Here is a 21,147-nt window from a genome sequence, read left to right on the forward strand (position 1 = left end):
CCTCTCTCACCCACGGCCTGCAACGACCTGGGGGTTTGCGGGCTCCCGTCCGTCACCGCAACGTCTACAATAGCTGACCTGCGGCGCTTCGACTTACAAGGGGTTCTCTCCGCGAGTGAACCTCTCTCATTCGGACGCGCGGATAGAACCCCTCATCCGGCGCTTCGCGCCACCTTCTCCCACAAGGGGAGAAGGAAGAAAGGACCAGGCCGAAAGTGACAATGCACCCCAACGACCCCAGCCTCCGCTCCTTCATCGAGGTCGATGCCGCCTCCGACTTCCCGATTCAGAACCTGCCCTATGGCGTGTTCTCGACCGCGGCGAACCCCACGCCGCGCGTTGGTGTCGCGATCGGCACTTATGTGCTCGATCTCTGGGCGCTCGAGCAGGATTGCCGGCTCGACGTCGGCCCGCTCGGCGTGTTCTCCGGCCCCTCGCTCAATCCGTTCATGGCGCTCGGACCAAAAGTCTGGACGAAGACACGCGCGCGGATCAGCGAGCTGCTGCGTCACGATCATCCGGAACTGCGCGACAATGAGGAGCTGCGCAAGCAGGCTCTGGTGCCGATGCGCGATGCGAAATTGCATCTGCCGTTCGCAGTGTCCGGCTATACCGATTTCTATTCGTCGAGGGAGCACGCCACCAATGTCGGCGTGATGTTCCGCGGCAAGGACAATGCGCTGCAGCCGAACTGGCTGCACATGCCGATCGCCTATAATGGCCGCGCCTCGACCGTCGTGGTCTCCGGAACGAAGGTGAAGCGGCCGCGCGGGCAGCTGAAGCCGCCGAATGTCGAGCTGCCGAGCTTCGGGCCGTGCAAGCGGCTCGATTTCGAGCTGGAGATGGGCGTCGTGGTCGGCCAGCCCTCAGCCATGGGCGGCATGCTGACCGAGCAACAGGCCGAGGAGATGATCTTCGGTTTCGTGCTGCTCAACGACTGGAGCGCGCGCGACATCCAGCAATGGGAATATGTGCCGCTCGGGCCGTTCCTGGCAAAGGCGTTCGCGACTTCGATCAGCCCGTGGGTGGTGACGCGCGAGGCGCTGGAGCCATTCCGGCTGAAGGGGCCGGAGCAGGAGCCGGTGCCGCTGGATTATCTCAAGCAGGCGAAGCCGCAGAACTATGATCTCGAGCTCGACGTCTCCTTGCGCGCGGCCGGCGCCAATGCGCCCGCCGGCATCAGCCGCACCAGTTTCAAATACATGTACTGGTCCTCGGTGCAGCAGCTCATGCACCACGCCTCCAGCGGTTGCGCGATGAATGTTGGCGATCTCCTTGGGTCCGGCACCATCTCCGGCCCGGAGAAGAACCAGCGCGGCAGCCTGCTGGAGATCAGCTGGAACGGCACCGAGCCGGTGGAATTGCCCGGCGGCATCAAGCGCTCGTTTTTGGAAGACGGCGACAGCCTCGTGATGCGCGGCTGGTGCCAGGGCAGTGGCTACCGGGTCGGGTTCGGGGAGGTCGAGGGGACGATTTTGGCGGCGGAGTAGGGCGCGCGCTCCGGTGTCGTAGGGTGGGCAAAGGCGCATTAGCGCCGTGCCCACCATTCTTCCGCAGTCGTGGTGGTCATGGTGGGCACGCTTCGCTTTGCCCACCCTACGGCCTCAACGGTGTGGACAGAGCCTAGCGCCTCTCGGGCGCCACGTCCTTGATCCGCGCGCAATGCGCCGCGACATCCTCCGGGCTGTATTTCAAATGCACCCGCTTGTCGGACGGCACGTGTTTGGTGACGCACACGCCCGGCCGCCATTCCTGCGTCGGCCTGATCGGGCGCGGTGCAAAACCGCCGCCGCAATTCGGGCAGACGTTGGAGAGTTTCGTCTCGACGCAATCCGCACAGAACGTGCATTCGTAGGAGCAGATCCGCGCATCCGTTGCATCAGGCGGCAGGTCGCGGTCGCAATATTCGCAGTTCGGTCGAAGCTGGAGGGCCATGGCTGAATCTCCGTAGATTGGCTTGATCATCGCAGACGGCGCGTGAAGCGCGAATGCCGTAGTTCCCTCGATTTCAGCCAGCTCTCAAATCCTTCAGCGGTAGCCGCGAGCTCTCCTTGAGCCTGTCGAGCACGATCGAGGAACGCACATGCGCCACGCTCTGGTGCGGCATCAGTACGTCGTTGACGAGGTTCGAGAGACCTTTCAGGTCCCGCAGCACGGCTTTGAGCAGGTAGTCGGCGTCGCCCGTCAGCGAATAAGCCTCCTGGATCTCGTCGATGCGGTTGACCAAGGCGCGGAAGCGCTTCGAATTGTCCGGCGAGTGGGTCGCGAGCCCCACCTGGATAAAGGCGATCACACCGAAGCCCAGCGCTTCGCTGGAGAGATCGGCGTGATAGCCCGAGATCACCTTCTCCTCCTCCAGCCGCATCCGCCGCCGCGAGCATTGCGAGGCCGAGAGCCCCGCGAGATCGGCGAGCTCCTGGTTGGTGAGGCGGCCGTCGTCCTGGAGCGCGCCCAGGATCTTGAGGTCGAAAGCGTCTACCGAGATCATGCGTCATTCGTCCATTTCATGCACAGACCGTGCATATGATAGCCAAAATGCGTCCCGTTTGCACGCTCATTGCACGGCCAGTGAAGGATAGTTCATGGCAGCAACAATTGGAGAGCACCATGGGTCCGTTTCCGCACGATGCACCGCCGGCCACCATCACCGCCGACAATCCGATGGGCACCGACGGGTTCGAGTTCGTCGAATATGCGCATCCAAATCCGGAAGAGCTGCACGCGCTGTTCAAGCTGATGGGCTATGCGCCCGTCGCCCGCCACAAGAGCAAGAAGATCACGGTCTATCGCCAGGGCGACATCAACTATCTCGTCAACGAGGAGTCCGGCACCCACGGCTTCGACTTCGTCGCCGCGCACGGCCCCTGCGCGCCGTCGATGGCGTTTCGCGTGGTCGATGCGAAGGCGGCCTATAACCGCGCGATCGCGCTTGGCGCCGAACCTGCCGATGTGTCGTCGGTGCAGAAGACGCTCGATGTGCCCGCGATCAAGGGCATCGGCGGCAGCCTGCTCTATTTCGTCTATCGCTACGGCGCCAAGGGCTCGGCTTATGATGCCGAGTTCGAGTGGCTGGGCGCACGCGATCCGCGGCCGGTCGGCGCCGGCCTGTTCTATCTCGATCACCTCACCCACAACGTCCATCGCGGCCGCATGGATGTGTGGACGGGCTTCTACCAAAAGCTGTTCAACTTCCGCCAGATCCGCTTCTTCGACATCGAGGGTCGCGCCTCCGGCCTGTTCTCGCGCGCTCTGACCAGCCCCGACGGTAAGATCCGGATTCCGATCAACGAGGACGCCGGCGAGTCCGGCCAGATCGAGGAATATCTGAATATCTATCGCGGCGAGGGCATCCAGCACATCGCCTGCGGCTGCCGCGATATCCACGCCACCATCGAAGGCCTGCGCGAAGCCGGCCTGCCGTTCATGCCGTCGCCGCCGGAGACCTATTTCGAGCGGATCGACGCGCGCCTGCCGAAGCACGGCGAGGACGTCGCGCGGCTCCAGACCAACGGCATCCTGATCGACGGTGAAGGCGTGGTCGATGGCGGCCAGACCAAGGTGCTGCTGCAGATTTTCTCCGCCAACGCGATCGGGCCGATCTTCTTCGAGTTCATCCAGCGCAAGGGTGACGATGGTTTTGGCGAGGGTAACTTCAAGGCCCTGTTCGAATCGATCGAGGAGGACCAGATCCGGCGTGGGGTGTTGAAGGTGGATACGGCGGCGTAGGTCGCTGCATTAGACGCGAGCTGCATCCGCACTATCGGTGGCGTCCCCGCGAAGGCGGGGACCCATAACCACAGGGAGCAGTTGTGGCGCGAGCTGATAACTCCGAGTCTTCGCCAAACCACTCCCTGGGGTTATGGGTCCCGGGCTCGCGCTCCGCGCGCCCCGGGACGACAGCGGAGACTACTTCCCCACCTTCCACGCAGCCGTCACCGCACCAATCTCCGCGCCCTCCGGCTCCCGCACCGCCGACGGGGTACGTGAGAACCGTGGCGCGGGCGCGGGCTGCTTCACGCCGTGGCGTTCGAGGAAGACGTTGCGGGCGACCATGTGCGGATGCTCGGTCGCTTCCGACATGGTCAGCACCGGCGCGAAGCAGATGTCGGTGCCTTCCATGATCCTGCACCAGTCCTCGCGCGTCTTGCTCTTGAACACGGTCTTCAGCTTTTCCTTCAGCGCGGGCCAGGCCTTGGGGTTCATCTGCGCGTCAAAATCGGCGTCGGTCAGGCCCGCGTGCTCGCGCAGCAGCGTGTAGAACTGCGGTTCGATCGAGCCGATCGAGACGAAGTGCCCGCAGGCACATTCATAGACGCCGTAAAAATGTGCGCCGCCGTCGAGGAAGTTCTGGTTGCGCCCCTCGCTCCAGCGGCCGATCGTCTTCATGTCGAAGAAGAACGACATCAGCGAGGCCGCGCCGTCGCACATCGCGGCGTCCACGATCTGGCCCTTGCCGGACCTTTGCGCTTCGAGGAGAGCGGCGAGCACTCCGACGACGAGATAGAGCGCACCGCCGCCGAAATCGCCGACCAAATTGAGCGGCGGCACCGGGGCTTCCTTGGTGCCGATCGCGGCCAGCGCGCCGGTGATCGAGATGTAATTGATGTCGTGGCCGGCGGCGTTGGCGAGCGGGCCTTCCTGGCCCCAGCCGGTCATGCGGCCGTAGACGAGTTTTGGATTGCGCGCGAGCACGACGTCCGGGCCGAGCCCAAGCCGTTCCATCACGCCGGGCCGAAAGCCCTCGACCAGCGCGTCGGCGCTGGCAAGCAGGTCGAGCACCTCTGCGATCGCCGCCTTGTCCTTGAGGTCGAGCTCGATCACCTTGCGGCCGCGGCCCGCAACCGACTTCATGCTCTTCTTGGCACCGACGCGATCGAGCGTGACGACATCGGCGCCCATGTCGGCCAGCATCATGCAGGCGAATGGGCCGGGTCCGATGCCGGCGAATTCGACCACACGGAAACCCGAGAGCGGGCCGGAGGTGCGGACGGAGGCGCCTTCTGATTTTTCTTGGGCTGGTTTATCGAGCACGTTGTTGTTTCCTCGGGTCGCCGGCGAATTCCGGTGGTCCGGCAATCGCCTTTGACGTTCCTCTTTGGGGGCGAGTTAATTGGCTGATTAACTTTTCTCGCCTTCATGTCCGCGAGGCAAGCGGTTTTCATGCATAGGCGCATAATAAAAGCGGCGCGCATTGCTGCGCGCCGCGAAAGATTTGTGTTGAGGCGCTAAGGCGCGACGTGCTGTCGCGCTTTATCGACTCGGTCAGCCCGCGGCAGCCACCGCGCGCTGCGCCATCACCTTGACGAGGTTGGCGCGGTATTCCGCGGTGCCGTGGATATCGGCCAGCAATCCGCTCGCGGGAATGCTGACATTGTCGAGCGCCGACGGCGACCAGTTCGCCTTCAACGCGGCTTCGATCGCGGGCACCCGCATCACGCCGCTCTGCGAGGCGCCGGTGGCGGCAACGCGGATCTCGCCCGACTTCGTCTGCGCAACGAACACGGCGGTCAGCGCGAAGCGCGAGGCCGGGTGCCGCATCTTTTCGTAGCCCGCCTTCGCCGGCACCGGGAACGACACCGCGGTGATGATCTCGCCGTCTTCCAGCGCCGTCGTGAACAGGCCCTGGAAGAAGTCCTCGGCTGAGATCGACCGCTTGTTGGTCTTGACGGTGGCACCGAGCGCGAGCAGCGCGGCCGGATAATCCGCGGCGGGATCGTTGTTGGCGATCGAGCCGCCGATCGTGCCGCGATAACGCACGGCGGGATCGCCGAGCACCGAGGTGAGATAGGCGATCGCGGGGATCGCCTTCTTCACATCGGCATTCTGCATGATGTCGAAATAGGTCGTGCCGGCCTTGATGGTCAGCACGTCGCCCGAGAGTTCGACGCCCTGCAGCTCCTTGATCTTGCCGAGGTCGATCACGTCCGACGGGCTGGCGAGCCGCTGCTTCATGACCGGCAGCAAGGTCTGGCCGCCGGCGAGGAATTTCGCCTCACTGCTCTTGCCGAACAGGGCGACGGCCTCGTCGACCGAGGAGGGGCGATGATAAGTGGTCTGGTACATCTTGTTGCTCCTCTCAGGCCGCGTGGATCGTGCGCCACACCCGGTCCGGGGTTGCGGGCATTTCCAGGTTGTTCTTGCCGATCGCATCCGTGATCGCGTTGATCACGGCCGCAGAGGCGCCGATCGCGCCGGCCTCACCGCAGCCCTTGATGCCCAGGGGATTGCCCGGGCATAGCGTCGTGGTGTGGGAGAGGTTGAACGAGGGCAGGTCGTCGGCGCGCGGCATGGAGTAATCCATGAACGAGGCCGTGACGGGCTGGCCGTTGGCATCGTAGATGGCGTGCTCGAGCAGCGCCTGCCCGATGCCCTGGGCGAGGCCGCCATGGACCTGTCCCTCGACGATCATCGGGTTGATCAGCCGGCCGAAATCGTCGGCCGCGACGAAGTTGACGAACGAGGTCTTGCCGGTGCCGGGATCGACCTCGAGCTCGCAGATATAGGCGCCGGCCGGGAAGGTGAAGTTGGAGGGGTCGTAGAAGGCGCTTTCCTTCAGGCCCGGCTCCATCCCGTCAGGCAGATTGTGCGCGGTGTAGGCCGCGAGCGCGACCATCGGGAAGGCGATCGCCTTGTCCGTACCGGCCACCTTGAACTCGCCGTTCTCGATGACGATGTCGCCTTCGGACGCTTCAAGGGCATGCGCGGCGATCTTCTTGGCCTTGGACTCCATCTTCTCCATGGCCTTCAGGATCGCGGTGAGACCGACGGCCGCGGAGCGCGAGCCGTAGGTGCCCATGCCGAATTGCACCTTGTCGGTGTCGCCATGAACGATCGAGACCTGGCTGATGGGAACGCCCAAGCGTTCCGCGACGAGCTGGCAGAACGTGGTCTCGTGACCCTGGCCGTGGCTGTGCGAGCCCGTCAGGATCTCGATGGTGCCGACCGGGTTGACCCGCACTTCGGCGGATTCCCATAAGCCGACGCCGGCGCCCAGGCTACCGACCGCCTTGGACGGCGCGATGCCGCAGGCCTCGATATAGCAGGACACGCCGATGCCGCGCAGCTTGCCGTCCGCCTTCGCCTTGGCCTTGCGGGCGGCGAAGCCGGCATAGTCGATCGCCTTCATCGCCGCATCGAGCGAGGCGTTAAAGTCACCGGTGTCATAGGCCATGATCACGGGCGTCTGGTGCGGGAACTGGGTGATGAAGTTGCTCCGGCGCAGTGCTGCCGGATCGACCTTGAGCTGCCGCGCCGCCGTCTCCATCAGCCGCTCAATCAAATAGCTCGCCTCCGGGCGGCCCGCGCCGCGATAGGCGTCGACCGGCGTGGTGTTGGTGTAGACCCCGACCACCTCGGCATGGATCGCCGGGATATTGTACTGGCCCGACAGCAGCGTCGCGTAGAGATAGGTCGGGACCGACGAGGAGAACAGCGACATGTAGGCGCCGAAATTGGCGTAGGTCTTGACCTTCAAGCCGGTGATCTTGTTGTTGGCATCGAACGCCATCTCGGCATGGGTCACATGGTCGCGGCCATGCGCATCGGTGAGGAAGGCCTCGGTGCGGTCGCCGGTCCATTTTACCGGGCGGCCGACCTTCTTCGAGGCCCACAGCGCCACCATCTCCTCGGGATAGATGAAGATTTTTGAGCCGAAGCCGCCGCCGACGTCGGGGGCGATGACGCGGAGCTTGTGCTCGGGGGCGATGTTGTAGAACGCCGAGAGCACGAGGCGGGCGACGTGCGGGTTCTGCGACGTCGTATAGAGAGTGAAATGCTCTTCCGCCGCGTCGTAGTCCGCGATCGCCGCGCGCGGCTCCATCGCGTTCGGGGCGAGGCGGTTGTTGGTGACGTCGAGCTTGACGACATTGGCGGCCTTGGCGAAGGCGGCATCCGTCGCGCCCTCGTCGCCGATCACCCAGTCATAGACCTGGTTGCCGGGTGCCTCAGGGTGAAGCTGAGGCGCGCCGGCCTTGATCGCGGCATGGATATCGGCGACCGCGGGAAGTTCCTCGTAATCGACGACGACAGCTTCGGCCGCGTCGCGCGCGAGGTTCTTGCTATCGGCGATCACGACCGCGACGGCCTGGCCGACGAAGCGCACCGTTTCCGGCGCCATCGCGGGCCATGCGCCCATCTTCATCGGGCTGCCGTCCTTGGAGGTGATTGCCCAGCCGCAGATGAGATTGCCGACCTTGTCGTCGACGATCTGTTGTCCGGTGAGCACTGCGACCACGCCCGGCATCTTCAGCGCGGCGGACGAATCGATCTTCTTCACCTTGGCGTGCGCATGCGGGCTGCGGATGAAATGGGCATGGGTCATGCCCTGCAATTTGATGTCGTCGACGTAACGGCCCTTGCCGGTAATGAAACGCTTGTCTTCCTTGCGCACGAGTCGCGCGCCGATGCCTTCAACACCCATGTCTGGTCCTCCCGACCGGAATTGTCTTGACTGCGCTTTCCCTCGAAAGCAGCAGCGGTGGTTCTTTATTCGAGGCGCGCCGCTTTACTCGGCCGCCTGCGAGACCTTCATGCGTCCGGCTGCGTCCAGCACGGCTTTGACGATGTTGTGGTAGCCGGTGCAGCGGCAGATATTGCCTTCGAGCTCCTGGCGGACCGTGGGCTCGTCGAGCTGGCCGCCATGGCGGTGCACGATGTCGATCGCCGACATGATCATGCCCGGCGTGCAATAGCCGCATTGCAGGCCGTGATTGTCGCGGAAGGCGGCCTGCATCGGGTGCAGCTCGTCGCCCTTGGCGATGCCTTCGATGGTGGTGACGCTGGCGCCGTCGGCCTGGCCCGCCAGCATGGTGCAGGATTTCACCGCCCGGCCGTCCACGTGCACGACGCAAGCGCCGCACTGGCTGGTGTCGCAGCCGACATGGGTCCCGGTGAGGTTGAGGTGATCCCGCAGGAGCTGGACCAGCAGCGTGCGGTCCTCGACGTCGACGGCAACGGCCTTGCCGTTCACCGTCAGTTTGACTGTAGACACGGAATATACCTCCCCGGAGTGATTTTGATTGTTTCTAATTAGAGACCGCCGCCCCCGGACTTTGCAACTAGGATTTTGGTCACGCCGGTCATGGAAAAGTCATCGATCCTGACGAGCGGGCAATGACTTGGGCGGGGACTTGGGCGGGCGACGCGGGTCGACTGCCGCAAAATGGTCGGCCCACGTGGGATGCCAGCCGTCATCCCATCCGGTCGGCTTTTGGCCGATGAGGCCCCGGATTGCACGCGCCTGCCGAATTTACCGCCCTTTATCCATTGTGCCCTAGTTTTGCGCATCCGGGTCCGGGGGCGGGGCGCCTCCGGATCACGGCTGAATAGTAAATGGGGGTTGGAATGTCCGGGCGTATCGCGTCGCCGTCGAAGCGTACAATATTGCCGACCCTCAGGTTCCGCGCCAAGATTATCCTCGGCTTCGCCGCGGTGCTGGTGATCTCAGCCGGCAGCATGGCTTTCTCTTATTTCGGCTTCGAGCGGGTCTCGTCCGGGGTCGGGTCCTACCGCAGCAGCGTCACCGAGGCCGATCTTGCCCGCAACATCGACCGCGAACTGCTCGCCTACCGCTCGGCAGTCCGTTATTTCGTCGTCACTGGCAAGGAGGACGATGCCAAGGCAGCGCTGGACGCCGAGACCGGCCTGAAGAGCGCCATCGACCAGGCGGTCAAGAGTGCCCAGAAGCCGGCGCGGCAGGAGGGCCTCAACAAGCTCGCCAAGGAATTCTCCAACTTCTCCGCGACCTTCGCGAAGGTCCTCCAGGCCAAGCGCGACAGTGCGCTGCTGGTGCAGAACCAGCTGACGCGCCAAGCCAATCTCCTGAAGTACAAGCTTGACGATATCGGCAACAATGCTTCCGATTCCGAGGCGCAGTCGATCGAGTTCGGCACCAAGCAGGTCAACGCCCAGTTCCAGACCGCGAGCGCCGCAGCCACCAATTTCGTGCTGACCTCCGACCAGGCGATTGCGACCAGCGCGCTGGCGCGGCTGAAATTCGTCGAGAATTCGCTCGGCGCGGTCTATTCCATGGACGACAAGATCGTCGCGGGCCTGAAGGACGCCAAGACCATCCTCGTGGCCTATCGCGAAGCGCTGGAGAAGCTGATCGCCAACGCCAAGATGGTGGATGATCTCGTCACCGAGATGAGCGGTTCGGCCGGTGCGATCCTGCAAGGCGCCACCGCCATGAAGGCGGACCTCGTCGCCGAACAGCAGCGGCTGGATTCGGAGTCGGAAGCGACCATCGGACGGACCGAGCAACTGGTGCTGATGCTGGCCGTCGGCGGTACGCTGCTCGGCGCGATCCTCGCCTTCCTGCTCGGCACCGGCATCTCGCGTCCGATGATCGCGATGTGCAAGGCGATGCGCGAGCTGGCGTCGGGCAATTTCGACGTCGTGCTGCCGGGCCTCGGCCGCAAGGACGAGATCGGCGAGATGGCCGGCGCGGTCGAGGAATTCAAGGTTCAGGCCGTGGCCAAGGCCGAGCGCGATGCCGCCGCCAGCGAAGCCCAGAACAAGGAACTGGCCACCGCACGCCGTTCCGAGCTGATTCGCTTTGCCGATGACTTTGAAAGCGCGGTCGGTGCCATCGTATCGAACGTGTCGGCTTCCGCTGTGCAGCTCGAATCGGCGGCCTCCACGCTGACCCGAACCGCCGAAACCACGCAGACCCTGTCGAGCCAGGTTGCCGGCGTGTCCGAGCAGGCTTCGAGCAACATGCAGTCGGTCGCAACCGCGACCGAGGAGCTATCGGCCTCCGTCGAGGAGATCGGTCGCCAGGTCCGCGATTCCAGCCGCATTGCCGAAGCTGCGGTGGTCCAGGCCAAGGAAACCGACGGCCGGATCGGCAAGCTGTCGCACGCCGCCCAGCAGATCGGCGAGGTGGTCAAACTGATCACCGCGATCGCCGAGCAGACCAACCTTCTGGCGCTCAACGCCACCATCGAGGCGGCGCGCGCGGGCGAGGCCGGCCGCGGCTTCGCCGTGGTCGCCAGCGAGGTGAAGTCGCTGGCCAGCCAGACCGCGAAGGCCACCGACGAGATCTCCTCGCACATCGCGGGCATGCAGGGTGCGACAGCCGAGTCGGTCGCCGCGATCAAGGAGATCGGCGCCACCATCGGCAAGATTTCGTCGATCTCGACCTCGATCGCGAGCGCCGTGGAAGAGCAGAGCGCAGCGACGCAGGAGATTGCCCGCAGCGTCCAGACCGTCGCGCAGGGCACCCAGACCGCCGCCACCGACATCGGCCAGGTCAACCGTGGCGCCGCCGAAACCGGCTCGGCCTCGGAGGAGGTCCTGAATTCGGCCAAAACCCTGTCCAGCGAAAGCACCCGCCTGCGCGCTGAGCTCGACCGGTTCATGGGGAATATCCGGGCGGCGTAAGTTTGCGGAGCCTGAAGCCCTCGTTGTCGCTCCACTCTCGGCTGTCGTCCCCGCGAAAGCGGGGACCCATACCCCCAGGGAGAGGTTATGGAGCGAGCTGGCAACTCCGAAGTCTTCGCCAAACATCTTCCTGTGGCTATGGGTCCCCGCGTTCGCGGGGACGACAGGCTCGCCCGCGTCACCTAACCGCAAGTTGCGACGCCATAAATTTACCGTGGCTTATCCTTTGCCAATTACCGTGCATATGAGTCAGGAAGCGGGCTGCTTCCGGGCTGCGCCTGGTTTTCCGCGAATGGAATGGGGTGGGGAATGCCCGTCAAGTCGACGCCGAACACATCGAAGCTCTTCACCCTGCGTTTTCGTGCAAAAATCATCCTCGGCTTCGTGGCTGTGCTGGCCATCCTCGCCGTCAGCATGGCTTTCGTCTATTTCGGCTTCGAGCGGATCCAGGCCGCCGTGGCCTCCTACCGGGCCAGCGTGTCGGAAGCGGACCTCGCGCGGACCGTGGACCGCGAGCTGATCGCCTATCAGGGACTGGCGCGGGCCTATACGCTGACGGGCGCGACCGATGACGAGACCGCGGCCAAAGCCGCCGAAGAGAATCTGAAGGGCGCGATCGCCAAGTCGGTGGCGGCCACGACCGGCGCGGCGCGCCGCGAACAGGTCGGCAAGCTCGAGGCCGAATTCCAGCGCTTCACCAAGGTGTTCGGTGAGATCATCACGCTGACGCGCGAGAACAACAAGATCGCCGCCGACGAGCTCAACAGCGTCGGCAACAAGATCCGCTTCAAATTCGACGATCTCGCCGATACCGCCGCGCTGGCAGGCCTGAACTCGGTTCAGACCACGGCCAAGGACGTCACCTCGCAATATCTCGCGGTCTCGACCTCGGTCAGCGCCTTCGTCGCCAAGCCGGAGCCGAAGACCGCCGACGGCGTGATCGCCCGCATCAAATTCCTGGAGACGCTGCTGGTCTCGATCTATGCCAACGACCAGAAGATCACCGACCGCGTCACCGAGATCGGCAATCTGCTGAAACAGTATCGCACCTCGTTTGCGAAACTGACCGAGAACGTGAAGGTCATCGTCAAGTTGAACGGCGAGATGACCAAGACGGCGGCGGGCATCCTGAAACTCTCGGCCGAGTTGCGGTCCGATCTGACCTCGGATCAGCAGCGCATCGAAGCGAGCGCCAACTCCACCATCACCGAGACTGAACGGCTGATGCTGATGATGGCGCTCGGCGGCCTCGCCATTGGCGCCGTGCTGGCCCTGATGCTCGGCAACGGCATCTCGCGTCCGATGATCGCGATGTGCAAGGCGATGCGCGAGCTTGCGTCCGGCAATTTCGACGTCGTGTTGCCGGGCCTGGGACGCAAGGACGAGATCGGCGAGATGGCCGGTGCGGTCGAGGAATTCAAGGTTCAGGCGGTCGCGAAAGCCGAGCGCGACGCCGCCGCGAGCGAAGCCCAGAACCGCGAGCAGGCCGCAAGCCGCCGCTCCGAGCTGATTCGCTTTGCCGACGATTTCGAGAGCGCGGTCGGCGCCATCGTGTCGAACGTCTCGGCCTCCGCCGTGCAGCTCGAATCGGCAGCCTCCACGCTGACCCGCACCGCCGAGACCACGCAGAGCCTGTCGAGCCAGGTCGCCGGTGTCTCCGAGCAGGCCTCCAGCAACATGCAGTCGGTCGCAACCGCGACGGAAGAGCTCTCGGCCTCGGTCGAGGAAATCGGCCGCCAGGTCCGCGACTCCAGCCGTATTGCGGAAGCTGCCGTGGTGCAGGCGAAGGAAACCGACGGCCGCATCGGCAAGCTCTCGCACGCCGCCCAGCAGATCGGCGAAGTGGTCAAGCTGATCACGGCGATCGCCGAGCAGACCAACCTCCTTGCGCTCAACGCCACCATCGAGGCGGCGCGCGCGGGTGAGGCCGGCCGTGGCTTCGCCGTGGTCGCCAGCGAAGTGAAGTCGCTGGCGAGTCAGACCGCGAAGGCGACCGACGAAATCTCCTCCCACATTACCGGGATGCAGGGCGCGACCGCCGAGTCGGTCGCCGCGATCAAGGAAATCGGCGCGACCATCGGCCAGATCTCGTCGATCTCGACGTCGATTGCGAGCGCCGTCGAGCAGCAGGGCGCCGCGACGCAGGAAATCGCGCGCAGCGTCCAGACCGTTGCGCAGGGTACCCAGACCGCCGCCACCGACATCGGCCAGGTCAATCGCGGCGCCGCTGAAACCGGTTCGGCCTCGGAAGAGGTGCTGAACTCGGCCAAGACGCTGTCATCCGAAAGCACGCGCCTGCGCGCCGAGCTCGATCGCTTCATGGGCAATATCAGGGCCGCGTAAGGCTCAGACCGAGTCTCACTCCCTCCCGAACGCCCGCCTCAACTCGACCTTCGCGCGCTCCAGCCGCGCGCGTTGTGTCTTGGCGCGTTGTGTCTTGGGCAGCGTCTTGCCGGCGCGGTTGATGTAGAAGGTCAGCATCGAGAGCGCCGAGCGGTAGGCGCCGGACTTGCGGCGCGAGCTGTGTACGGCCGAGCGCTTCAGCGAGATCGCGATCTTCTTTGCGCTGGTCAGCTTGAACACGCCCTGCTTGAGGTCGAGTGCATCGCTCTCCTTCGTCACGCGCTGCGACCAGCGCTTTGGCGAGGCGCGCTTCGTGCTCTTGCGCGCGGTCGTGCTGCGCCTCGCACTGGTTTTCCGCGCTCCCGTCTTTCGAGAATGTGTCGTCTTTCTGACGTGAGCCATGCGTCAACTCCCTGCGGCTCCATCGGAAACGGATGACCCCAAGGGCTGTTCCTGCGGGAACCTGCCCTTGCCGCAGGCGTTGTCGCAGGTGGCAGGCGGAATGCCGCACCCCGATGATCGGATCGCCCCCGTTCGCACCATGTGAGCCGGGGCCGCTTCCATTGGTTAGACCCAGCAACGCGATGGAATTGCAGCAAAGCCCAGCGCTGAATTATGGACCTGCAGTCTCTGCGGCGGCCGCGACCGACCGCATCGTCGAGACCAGCATTCCCGCGCGGCTCGACGCGCTGCCGTGGAGCGGCTTTCACACCCGCGTCGTGCTGGCGCTCGGGATCACCTGGATCCTCGACGGGCTCGAGGTGACGCTCGCCGGCGCGCTCTCCGGCGCGCTGAAGCAGAGCCCAACCCTGCAGTTCTCCAATCTCGATCTCGGTATCGCCAATTCCGCATATCTTGCCGGTGCGGTGCTCGGCGCGCTCGGCTTCGGCTGGCTCACCGATCGCATCGGCCGCAAGAAGCTGTTCTTCATCACACTGGCGCTTTATCTCTCCGCGACCGCCGCGACCGCCTTGTCGTGGAATGTCGCGAGTTACGCGCTGTTTCGTTTTCTCACCGGCGCCGGCATCGGCGGCGAATACACTGCGATCAACTCGACGATCCAGGAACTGGTGCCGGCGCGCTATCGCGGCTGGACCGATCTCGTCATCAACGGCAGCTTCTGGATCGGCGCGGCGATGGGCGCGGTGGCAGCCATCGTGCTGCTCGATCCCGCATTGATCGGTCCCGATCTCGGCTGGCGCCTCGCCTATCTCATCGGCGCGGCCCTCGGCCTCGTCGTGCTGTTGATGCGGATGTGGATTCCGGAGAGCCCGCGCTGGCTGATGATCCACGGCCGGCCCGACCAGGCCCACGCCATCGTGGACGAGATCGAGCGCTCGGTGATTGGGCACGACCAGCATGCGAGCGACGGCCGCTTCGCGAAAATCCGACTGAAGATGCGCGACCACACGCCGATCAGGGAGGTCGTGCACACGTTGTTCTCCGTCTATCGCCAGCGCTCCCTGGTCGGCCTCGTGCTGATGGTCGCGCAGGCGTTCTTCTACAACGCGATCTTCTTCACCTTCGCGCTGGTGCTGACCGACTTCTACGGCATCAGCGCCGATCATGTCGGCTGGTATCTCCTGCCGTTCGCCGCCGGCAACTTCCTCGGTCCGCTGCTGCTCGGCCGCCTGTTCGATACGCTCGGCCGCCGCGTCATGATCACGTTCACCTACGGCGTATCGGGCGTGCTGCTGGCGCTCTCTGGCTATCTGTTCTCGATCGGCGCGCTGAGCGCGCAGGGGCAGACCATTGCCTGGATGGTGATCTTCTTCTTTGCCTCGCCCGCCGCGAGCGCCGCCTACCTGACCGTCAGCGAAACGTTCCCTCTGGAGGTGCGCGCGCTGGCGATCGCGGTGTTCTACGCGGTCGGCACCGGCATCGGCGGCGTGATCGGACCCGCGCTGTTCGGCGCGCTGATCGACACGGGATCGCGCACCAGCGTGTTCGCGGGCTATCTGCTGGGGGCCTTCCTGATGATTGCGGCTGCGATCGTGGCGTGGCGCTACGCCGTCGCCGCGGAACGAAAATCGCTCGAACAAATCGCGCGGCCGCTTGCCTTTATGGAGTAGACTATGAAATCGGAACTGGCTGAACTGGATCAGAAGCGCCCCATGGTTGACGAAGAAGCGCCCGACGCGGTGCCGGTGCCGCATGCGCTCGTGCCGCATCTGGGGGAGACCGCGATCCTGCTCGACATCGACGGTACGCTGCTCGACCTGATGCCGACGCCGCGCGAGGTGTGGGTGCCGCCGGGCCTGTCGGAAACACTGAACCGGCTGACCGAGCGCACCTCCGGCGCGCTGGCGATGGTCAGCGGGCGTTCGCTCAACGACATCGACCTGATCTTCGCGCCCGACGTGTTTCGCGCGGTCGCCGGTCACGGCGCTGAGATGCGCCTGTCGGTGAGCAATGAGGCCGATGACGTGCATGCGCCGCCGATGGACAAGGAGCTGAAGCGGGGCCTGGCTGCGATCGCAAAGCTCAGCCCCGGCATTCTGCTCGAGGACAAGGGCTATTCGCTGGCGCTGCATTATCGCCTCGCGCCGCATGCGGAGAAGGCGATCTACGAAGCCGTCTCGCTGATCCGCGCCGATCTGCCCAATGCGCCGATCGAGGTGCTACCCGGCAAGTTCGTTTGCGAGATCAAGCACGACGGCTTCACCAAGGCGACCGGCGTGCGCGAATTGATGAAGCATGAGCCCTTCAAAGGGCGCCGTCCGATCTTCATCGGCGACGACGTTACCGATGAGACCGTGTTCGCGATCATGCCCGACATGAACGGGCTGTCCTTCTCGGTCGGCCGCCGCGCCATCGGCGTCAACGGCCATTTCGACGAGCCGAAGGATGTCCGCGCGTTCCTCGCACATCTGCTCGACGATACAAGGTTGGAATAAGGCACCGACACCTCGGGGCCACATTGTCGCTCGCGTAGTTCCCTCGCGCGCGCAATTCATGCTGGGCAACACAGCGACGAAAATCGACTTTGTTGAGTGAAACCGCCGGGTTCCCAGGAGGAACACTGGTTCCAACGCACGCGCCTGATTTTGGTTTCAATTCGTACAAATGATGATCAGGAACCATATTGATGAACGGCAGTTAAACGGGGTGGAATGAACAGGAGGGGACGGCCTGTGAACTTAGTCGTCGTTTCGAATCGAGTTGCGCGCGGCAAACCCAACGAGCCCATGACGGGTGGCTTGGCTGCGGCGTTGCTTCCCGTTGTGGAACATTCGGGTGCTATCTGGGTGGGTTCGTCAGGCCGCGTGCGTGACGGCCATCAGAAGGAACCGTTTGCCGAGATCGAAGCGCTGGGCTCGGGCGCGATTGCGACGCTGGATCTGCCGGCGGCGCACTACGGCGGCTATTACGAAGGTTTTGCCAATTCGGCGTTGTGGCCGGCCCTGCATTCGCGCAGCGATCTGATCCGCGTCTCGCGGGACGACTATGTCAGCTATCGCGAGGTCAACGCCTTCATGGCGCGCGCCTTGATGCGCTTCCGGAAAGCGAAAACGGCTTTCTGGGTGCAGGACTATCATTTCCTCGCGCTCGGCGCGGAGCTGCGCGATCTCGGCGTCGATGATCCGATCGGCTTCTTCCTGCACACGCCGTGGCCGGTCGCTGCGGTGATGCAGGGCGTGCCCAATCATCGCGAGCTGATCACGGCGATGCTGGCCTATGATCTGCTCGGCTTCCAGACCAATGAGGATTGCCAGAATTTTCTCGGCTATGTCGCGGGCGAGCTCGGCCTCGTCGTCGAAGACGGCGTTGCGATCTCGCAGCATGGCCGTACGCGTTGCGAGGTTTTTCCGATCGGCATCGATGCGGAGAAGTTCGCAGCTTATGCCGCGAAGTCGGCCTCGCATCCCGACGTGTCGCGGCTGCGCCGCAGTCTCAACGGCGAGCGGCTCGCGATCGGCGTCGACCGGCTCGACTATTCCAAGGGTCTCGTCAATCGCATCAGCGCGTTCGATCGGCTCTGGACCGAGCATCCGCAGTTCGCGCGCAGCATCTCGCTGCTCCAGATCGCCAACCCCTCGCGCGGCGCGATCGAGGCCTATGGCAATCTTCAGAACGAGGTCGCGCGTCTCGTCACCGACGTCAACGGCCGCCACGGCGAGGTCGACTGGACGCCGATCCGCTACCTCAACAAGGGCTTCAGCCAGACCGTGCTCGCGGGTCTCTACCGCACCGCACAGATCGGCGTGGTGACGCCGCTGCATGACGGCATGAACCTCGTCGCCAAGGAATATGTCGCCGCGCAGAACCCGGCCGATCCCGGCGTGCTGGTGCTGTCGAAGTTCGCCGGCGCCGCCAACGAGCTCGAAACGGCGCTGCTGGTCAATCCGCACGACATCGACGGCATGGCGCGCGCGATCGCGGTCGCGGCCGCGATGCCCCTGGCCGAGCGCAAGATGCGCTGGGACGCGATGATGAAGAAGCTGCGCGGCCACACCATCCAGCAATGGTCCGCCGACTTCGTCGCCGAGCTGGAGAGGTGCCGGACCGAGAAGGCCGTCGTCGCGCCGCTCGAGACCCAGCCGCCGCAGGCCCTGCGCTGGCTGAAGTCGGCGATATCAGGTGTGCGGCTGATTTAAGCTTTCTTGCTCTCCCCTTTCTCGCGGGGAGAGGCGCTCAATAGCAATACGACACCCCGTCCAAAATCGCGCATTGCCGCTTGTTCGGCGCGTTGGGATCGTCCAGCGGCACCATGCCTTTGCCCTGGCCGACGAACACGCCGGGTCCGACATGCACCGAGCTCTTGTTGCCGATGATCACGCTCGGATGCGGCGAGGCGCTCGAGCGCGTCCCGTCCGGCCAGATGATGGCATCGCCCGAAAGCACTCCGCGGCGCCCGTCGTCGCAACTCACGTCGACGCCCTGCCGGGTGCAGACCTGCGCGGCGGCCGGCACGGCGAAGGCGGAGCCAAGGGCCGAAATCAGGCCCAGCGCGGCGATGGTCTTTTGGATGGTCATGGCGTCCCTGGTCGTGTTTGGCGGTCTTGGGTGAATCGTCGCGCCAAACCCGCTTCCGGTTCAGCCATTGGGCGGTTCCGAAGCGCCAGCGGACGCCAGATATTGTCTTTCAAATACAATATCTTACGGAAAATTCACCCGATTTCCCCGCGATCCCTTGCAAAATCATCGGCTCCCCTTCAAGAGAGGGCGCTCCGGAGAGATGGCCGAGTGGCTTAAGGCGCACGCTTGGAAAGCGTGTGTGCGGGAAACCGTACCGTGGGTTCGAATCCCACTCTCTCCGCCAGTATATTGTTCGCCACTGTTCGTGGTCGTTCGAACTCCACAGCAACTTCAGTGACTTACGCCGAATGACTGTACTTCGCAGTTCGTTGGTGTTCTTCCTAATCGGGTCACTGACCGTAGCTGAAGACCGTGGGTTCGGAGGACGATTTCGTTGGAGGAACAATGGCTGGACGGCTCAAACCACTCGACGTAGAGCGCCTCATAAAGCCCGGCAAATACGCCGATGGCGGCGGCCTGTATTTGATCGTCACAGGACCGACGTCGAGAAGCTGGTCGTATAGATATTGGAAAGACGGAAAAGAGCGGTGGCACGGTCTTGGCTCGTTGAAGGAGGTATCGCTAAAGGATGCGCGGCTTGCCCGCGATGCGGCCCGACTGCGTGTTAAAGGTGATCGCAGCACGGCCGGTATCGACATCGTTCAAGAGCGGCGAAAAGCACGCGACGAAGCAAAAACCGTCGTGGCCAATATGGTATTGCCAACCTTTGAAGAATGTGCCGAAGCCTACATTCGGGCGAACTGGTCGACCTGGAGTGAGAAGCATCGCGATCAATGGCCGTCCTCCCTGAAACGCTACGCCTATGCCACCATCGGCAAACTGACGATTCCGGAGATCAAGCCAAGCCACATCCACGATCTGCTGGAGCCAATCTGGGTGGAGAAGCGGGAGACTGCGAACCGCGTCCGTGGGCGAATTGAGACGATCATCGCAAAGAACGTCGATATCGACGATCCTGAGTTCCGCAACCCAGCCGAACTGACACGGCAGATGCGCGAGGCTTTGGCCTATGCCGAAGCTCCGGCATTTTTGAGGCTTCTAGCTAGCGCGCCAGGCAGAGCTGCTGCCATGTTGCGCTTCCTAATCTTTACGGCTTGCCGCACCAACGAGGCGGTCGAGGGGCGGTGGTCCGAGATCGATCGGCCAAATTCGACTTGGAAAATTCCGGGCGACCGAATGAAGATGGACCAGGACCATTACGTTCCATTGTCCGACCCCGCCCTGGCGGTACTCGACGAGTTGCGCGATGGACGCCAAGGCGAACTGATCTTCGCCGGTCTTGATGGCGGAGCATTCTCAGAAAACGCAATGCTCGCAGTACTTGATCGTCTCGGCTACGGACACGTGACCGTGCATGGTTTCCGGTCAACCTTCGCGACTTGGGCGGAGGAATGCACCGATTATCCGGACGGCGTACGCGAAGCCGCGCTGGCCCACAAATACAAGAGCGAGACCACCGCAGCCTATCAGCGGGGCCAAAAGTTGGAAAAGCGACGGGCTCTAATGAAGGATTGGGCCGCATTCCTCACCGGCAGCAATGTGTTTCAGCTGCAAGACCGCAGGGTGGGATAACTCCGGCTACCGAACGAAAGGCCCGTCGGTTCTCGCCGGCGGCACCTTCTCGACGATCTCTACAACGAGGTCTTAAGGATGCGGCGGAGAGCTATCCGCATCTGGGGCACATTTTCGCCGCGCCGGCGGCCAATGGGACACGCCGATGAAGCACGCTGACGAACGACCCTATGCTGACCCGGAAGCGGCCGCGCGCAAGCTCGTCGAGCTCGCAGCCAGCGTCGAGGCTGTCCAGGACGGCCGCATCTACATCGAGAGGATCAACGCGCCCTTTTTGTTCAAGCTGAAGGGCAGTGGCAGCGAGTTCGGCGTCGGGCTCAAACACGCGATCGAGCGCGGTTGGCTGTCGAAGCACGAAAGCGGCACCTACGTGATACTGATGCCGTACAGTGAAGATCTGCTGACTCTCAAATAGCAACGTATTGGCTTGGGCCGTCAACTGAGGCGGCCTTACCGCAGGCGCCGACGCTCCAACGCGGCGACGACTTCGAATACAACGATGATCGCCGCGACCAAGGTAAGGCCCAGCGTCGTCGTGATCAGAATCATCTGAAGCATGATCTGTTTGGGCGCCTCACTTCGGCGGCTGTAGCCCCCGGCGATCTGAGCCAATTGTTGATATGCGAGCCCGTCTCGGCTTGGCGGCTTTACGGATCGCGTGGCGGTGGTGGCGCCCTGCGCGCAGCAACGGGAATGCGGCATGCCCCGCGGGTCACTTCAAATTCCTCCGGGTGTGGTCAGTCAAATTCCTCCACCCGCGAGGCAGGACAAGGGACTGTTAGTTTGAGTTTGTTTCCCGGGCAAGAGCTT

18 protein-coding genes and 1 tRNA gene are annotated in these 21,147 nt (G+C 63.8%); 10 read left to right on the forward strand and 9 right to left on the reverse strand.

Annotated features, from left to right (window positions below; all coding sequences use genetic code 11):
• Positions 1-221: 221 nt before the first annotated feature.
• Entirely contained in the window at positions 222-1,490 is a 1,269-nt protein-coding gene (gene fahA, locus QJT78_RS39995) for a fumarylacetoacetase (RefSeq protein ID WP_038944327.1), read from the forward strand.
• A 133-nt stretch (positions 1,491-1,623) separates the two neighbouring features.
• Here the strand turns inward: fahA and QJT78_RS40000 are convergent, their stop codons facing one another.
• Positions 1,624-1,935, reverse strand: a complete 312-nt coding sequence (locus QJT78_RS40000) for a DUF1272 domain-containing protein (protein ID WP_028149287.1) — start codon at positions 1,933-1,935, stop codon at positions 1,624-1,626.
• 73 nt (positions 1,936-2,008) lie between these two features.
• Complete coding sequence (locus QJT78_RS40005; RefSeq protein ID WP_028149286.1) at positions 2,009-2,488, reverse strand: Lrp/AsnC family transcriptional regulator; 480 nt, start codon at positions 2,486-2,488, stop codon at positions 2,009-2,011.
• 119 nt (positions 2,489-2,607) lie between these two features.
• Between QJT78_RS40005 and hppD the strand changes: the two genes are divergently transcribed.
• Entirely contained in the window at positions 2,608-3,726 is a 1,119-nt protein-coding gene (gene hppD, locus QJT78_RS40010; protein WP_028149285.1) for a 4-hydroxyphenylpyruvate dioxygenase, read from the forward strand.
• Positions 3,727-3,906: 180 nt separating this feature from the next.
• On the opposite strand, the gene QJT78_RS40015 is transcribed toward hppD, so the two are convergent.
• The 4 genes from QJT78_RS40015 to QJT78_RS40030 form a co-directional block, all read right to left on the reverse strand.
• Positions 3,907-5,031 carry a CaiB/BaiF CoA-transferase family protein gene (locus QJT78_RS40015; protein ID WP_028149284.1) on the reverse strand — a complete coding sequence of 375 codons (1,125 nt, stop codon included), beginning with the start codon at positions 5,029-5,031 and terminating at the stop codon, positions 3,907-3,909.
• 231 nt (positions 5,032-5,262) lie between these two features.
• Positions 5,263-6,063, reverse strand: a complete 801-nt coding sequence (locus tag QJT78_RS40020) for a xanthine dehydrogenase family protein subunit M (RefSeq protein ID WP_028149283.1) — start codon at positions 6,061-6,063, stop codon at positions 5,263-5,265.
• 13 nt (positions 6,064-6,076) lie between these two features.
• Positions 6,077-8,419, reverse strand: coding sequence for a xanthine dehydrogenase family protein molybdopterin-binding subunit (locus tag QJT78_RS40025; protein ID WP_038944328.1), 2,343 nt, complete (start codon positions 8,417-8,419; stop codon positions 6,077-6,079).
• A gap of 84 nt (positions 8,420-8,503) precedes the next feature.
• Complete coding sequence (locus QJT78_RS40030) at positions 8,504-8,989, reverse strand: (2Fe-2S)-binding protein (RefSeq protein WP_028149281.1); 486 nt, start codon at positions 8,987-8,989, stop codon at positions 8,504-8,506.
• A 353-nt stretch (positions 8,990-9,342) separates the two neighbouring features.
• Between QJT78_RS40030 and QJT78_RS40035 the strand changes: the two genes are divergently transcribed.
• Positions 9,343-11,382: a HAMP domain-containing methyl-accepting chemotaxis protein gene (locus QJT78_RS40035; protein ID WP_028149280.1), complete on the forward strand. Its 2,040-nt coding sequence runs from the start codon at positions 9,343-9,345 to the stop codon at positions 11,380-11,382.
• A gap of 309 nt (positions 11,383-11,691) precedes the next feature.
• A complete protein-coding gene (locus tag QJT78_RS40040) occupies positions 11,692-13,725 on the forward strand; it encodes a methyl-accepting chemotaxis protein (RefSeq protein ID WP_281460533.1) in 2,034 nt (677 codons plus the stop codon).
• 15 nt (positions 13,726-13,740) lie between these two features.
• Here QJT78_RS40040 and QJT78_RS40045 read toward each other — a convergent pair whose 3' ends face one another.
• Complete coding sequence (locus tag QJT78_RS40045; protein ID WP_028149278.1) at positions 13,741-14,127, reverse strand: DUF3175 domain-containing protein; 387 nt, start codon at positions 14,125-14,127, stop codon at positions 13,741-13,743.
• A 182-nt stretch (positions 14,128-14,309) separates the two neighbouring features.
• On the opposite strand from QJT78_RS40045, the gene QJT78_RS40050 reads away from it, so the two are divergent.
• The 3 genes from QJT78_RS40050 to QJT78_RS40060 all read left to right on the forward strand — a co-directional run bounded on the left by QJT78_RS40050 (position 14,310) and on the right by QJT78_RS40060 (position 18,323).
• Positions 14,310-15,797, forward strand: coding sequence for an MFS transporter (locus QJT78_RS40050; RefSeq protein WP_028149277.1), 1,488 nt, complete (start codon positions 14,310-14,312; stop codon positions 15,795-15,797).
• A 3-nt stretch (positions 15,798-15,800) separates the two neighbouring features.
• The gene (gene otsB, locus QJT78_RS40055) at positions 15,801-16,622 is read left to right on the forward strand and encodes a trehalose-phosphatase (protein WP_038944329.1); all 822 of its coding nucleotides are present in this window, start codon (positions 15,801-15,803) and stop codon (positions 16,620-16,622) included.
• A 237-nt stretch (positions 16,623-16,859) separates the two neighbouring features.
• Positions 16,860-18,323, forward strand: coding sequence for a trehalose-6-phosphate synthase (locus QJT78_RS40060; protein ID WP_028149275.1), 1,464 nt, complete (start codon positions 16,860-16,862; stop codon positions 18,321-18,323).
• Between the two features lie 37 nt (positions 18,324-18,360).
• On the opposite strand, the gene QJT78_RS40065 is transcribed toward QJT78_RS40060, so the two are convergent.
• Positions 18,361-18,702: a hypothetical protein gene (locus QJT78_RS40065; protein ID WP_028149274.1), complete on the reverse strand. Its 342-nt coding sequence runs from the start codon at positions 18,700-18,702 to the stop codon at positions 18,361-18,363.
• Between the two features lie 196 nt (positions 18,703-18,898).
• Here QJT78_RS40065 and QJT78_RS40070 point away from each other — a divergent pair.
• The 3 genes from QJT78_RS40070 (at position 18,899) to QJT78_RS40080 (ending at position 20,752) form a co-directional block, all read left to right on the forward strand.
• Positions 18,899-18,988 (forward strand) — tRNA-Ser (locus QJT78_RS40070).
• A 161-nt stretch (positions 18,989-19,149) separates the two neighbouring features.
• The gene (locus tag QJT78_RS40075; protein ID WP_038944601.1) at positions 19,150-20,337 is read left to right on the forward strand and encodes a tyrosine-type recombinase/integrase; all 1,188 of its coding nucleotides are present in this window, start codon (positions 19,150-19,152) and stop codon (positions 20,335-20,337) included.
• 145 nt (positions 20,338-20,482) lie between these two features.
• Entirely contained in the window at positions 20,483-20,752 is a 270-nt protein-coding gene (locus QJT78_RS40080; protein ID WP_038944600.1) for a hypothetical protein, read from the forward strand.
• Between the two features lie 35 nt (positions 20,753-20,787).
• On the opposite strand, the gene QJT78_RS40085 is transcribed toward QJT78_RS40080, so the two are convergent.
• On the reverse strand, positions 20,788-20,949 hold the full coding sequence (locus QJT78_RS40085; protein ID WP_157790054.1) for a hypothetical protein: 162 nt from the start codon (positions 20,947-20,949) through the stop codon (positions 20,788-20,790).
• Between the last annotated feature and the right edge of the window lie 198 nt (positions 20,950-21,147).

This window comes from Bradyrhizobium sp. Mp27 (genome assembly GCF_029953005.1).
Classification (GTDB): Bacteria; Pseudomonadota; Alphaproteobacteria; order Rhizobiales; family Xanthobacteraceae; genus Bradyrhizobium; species Bradyrhizobium barranii.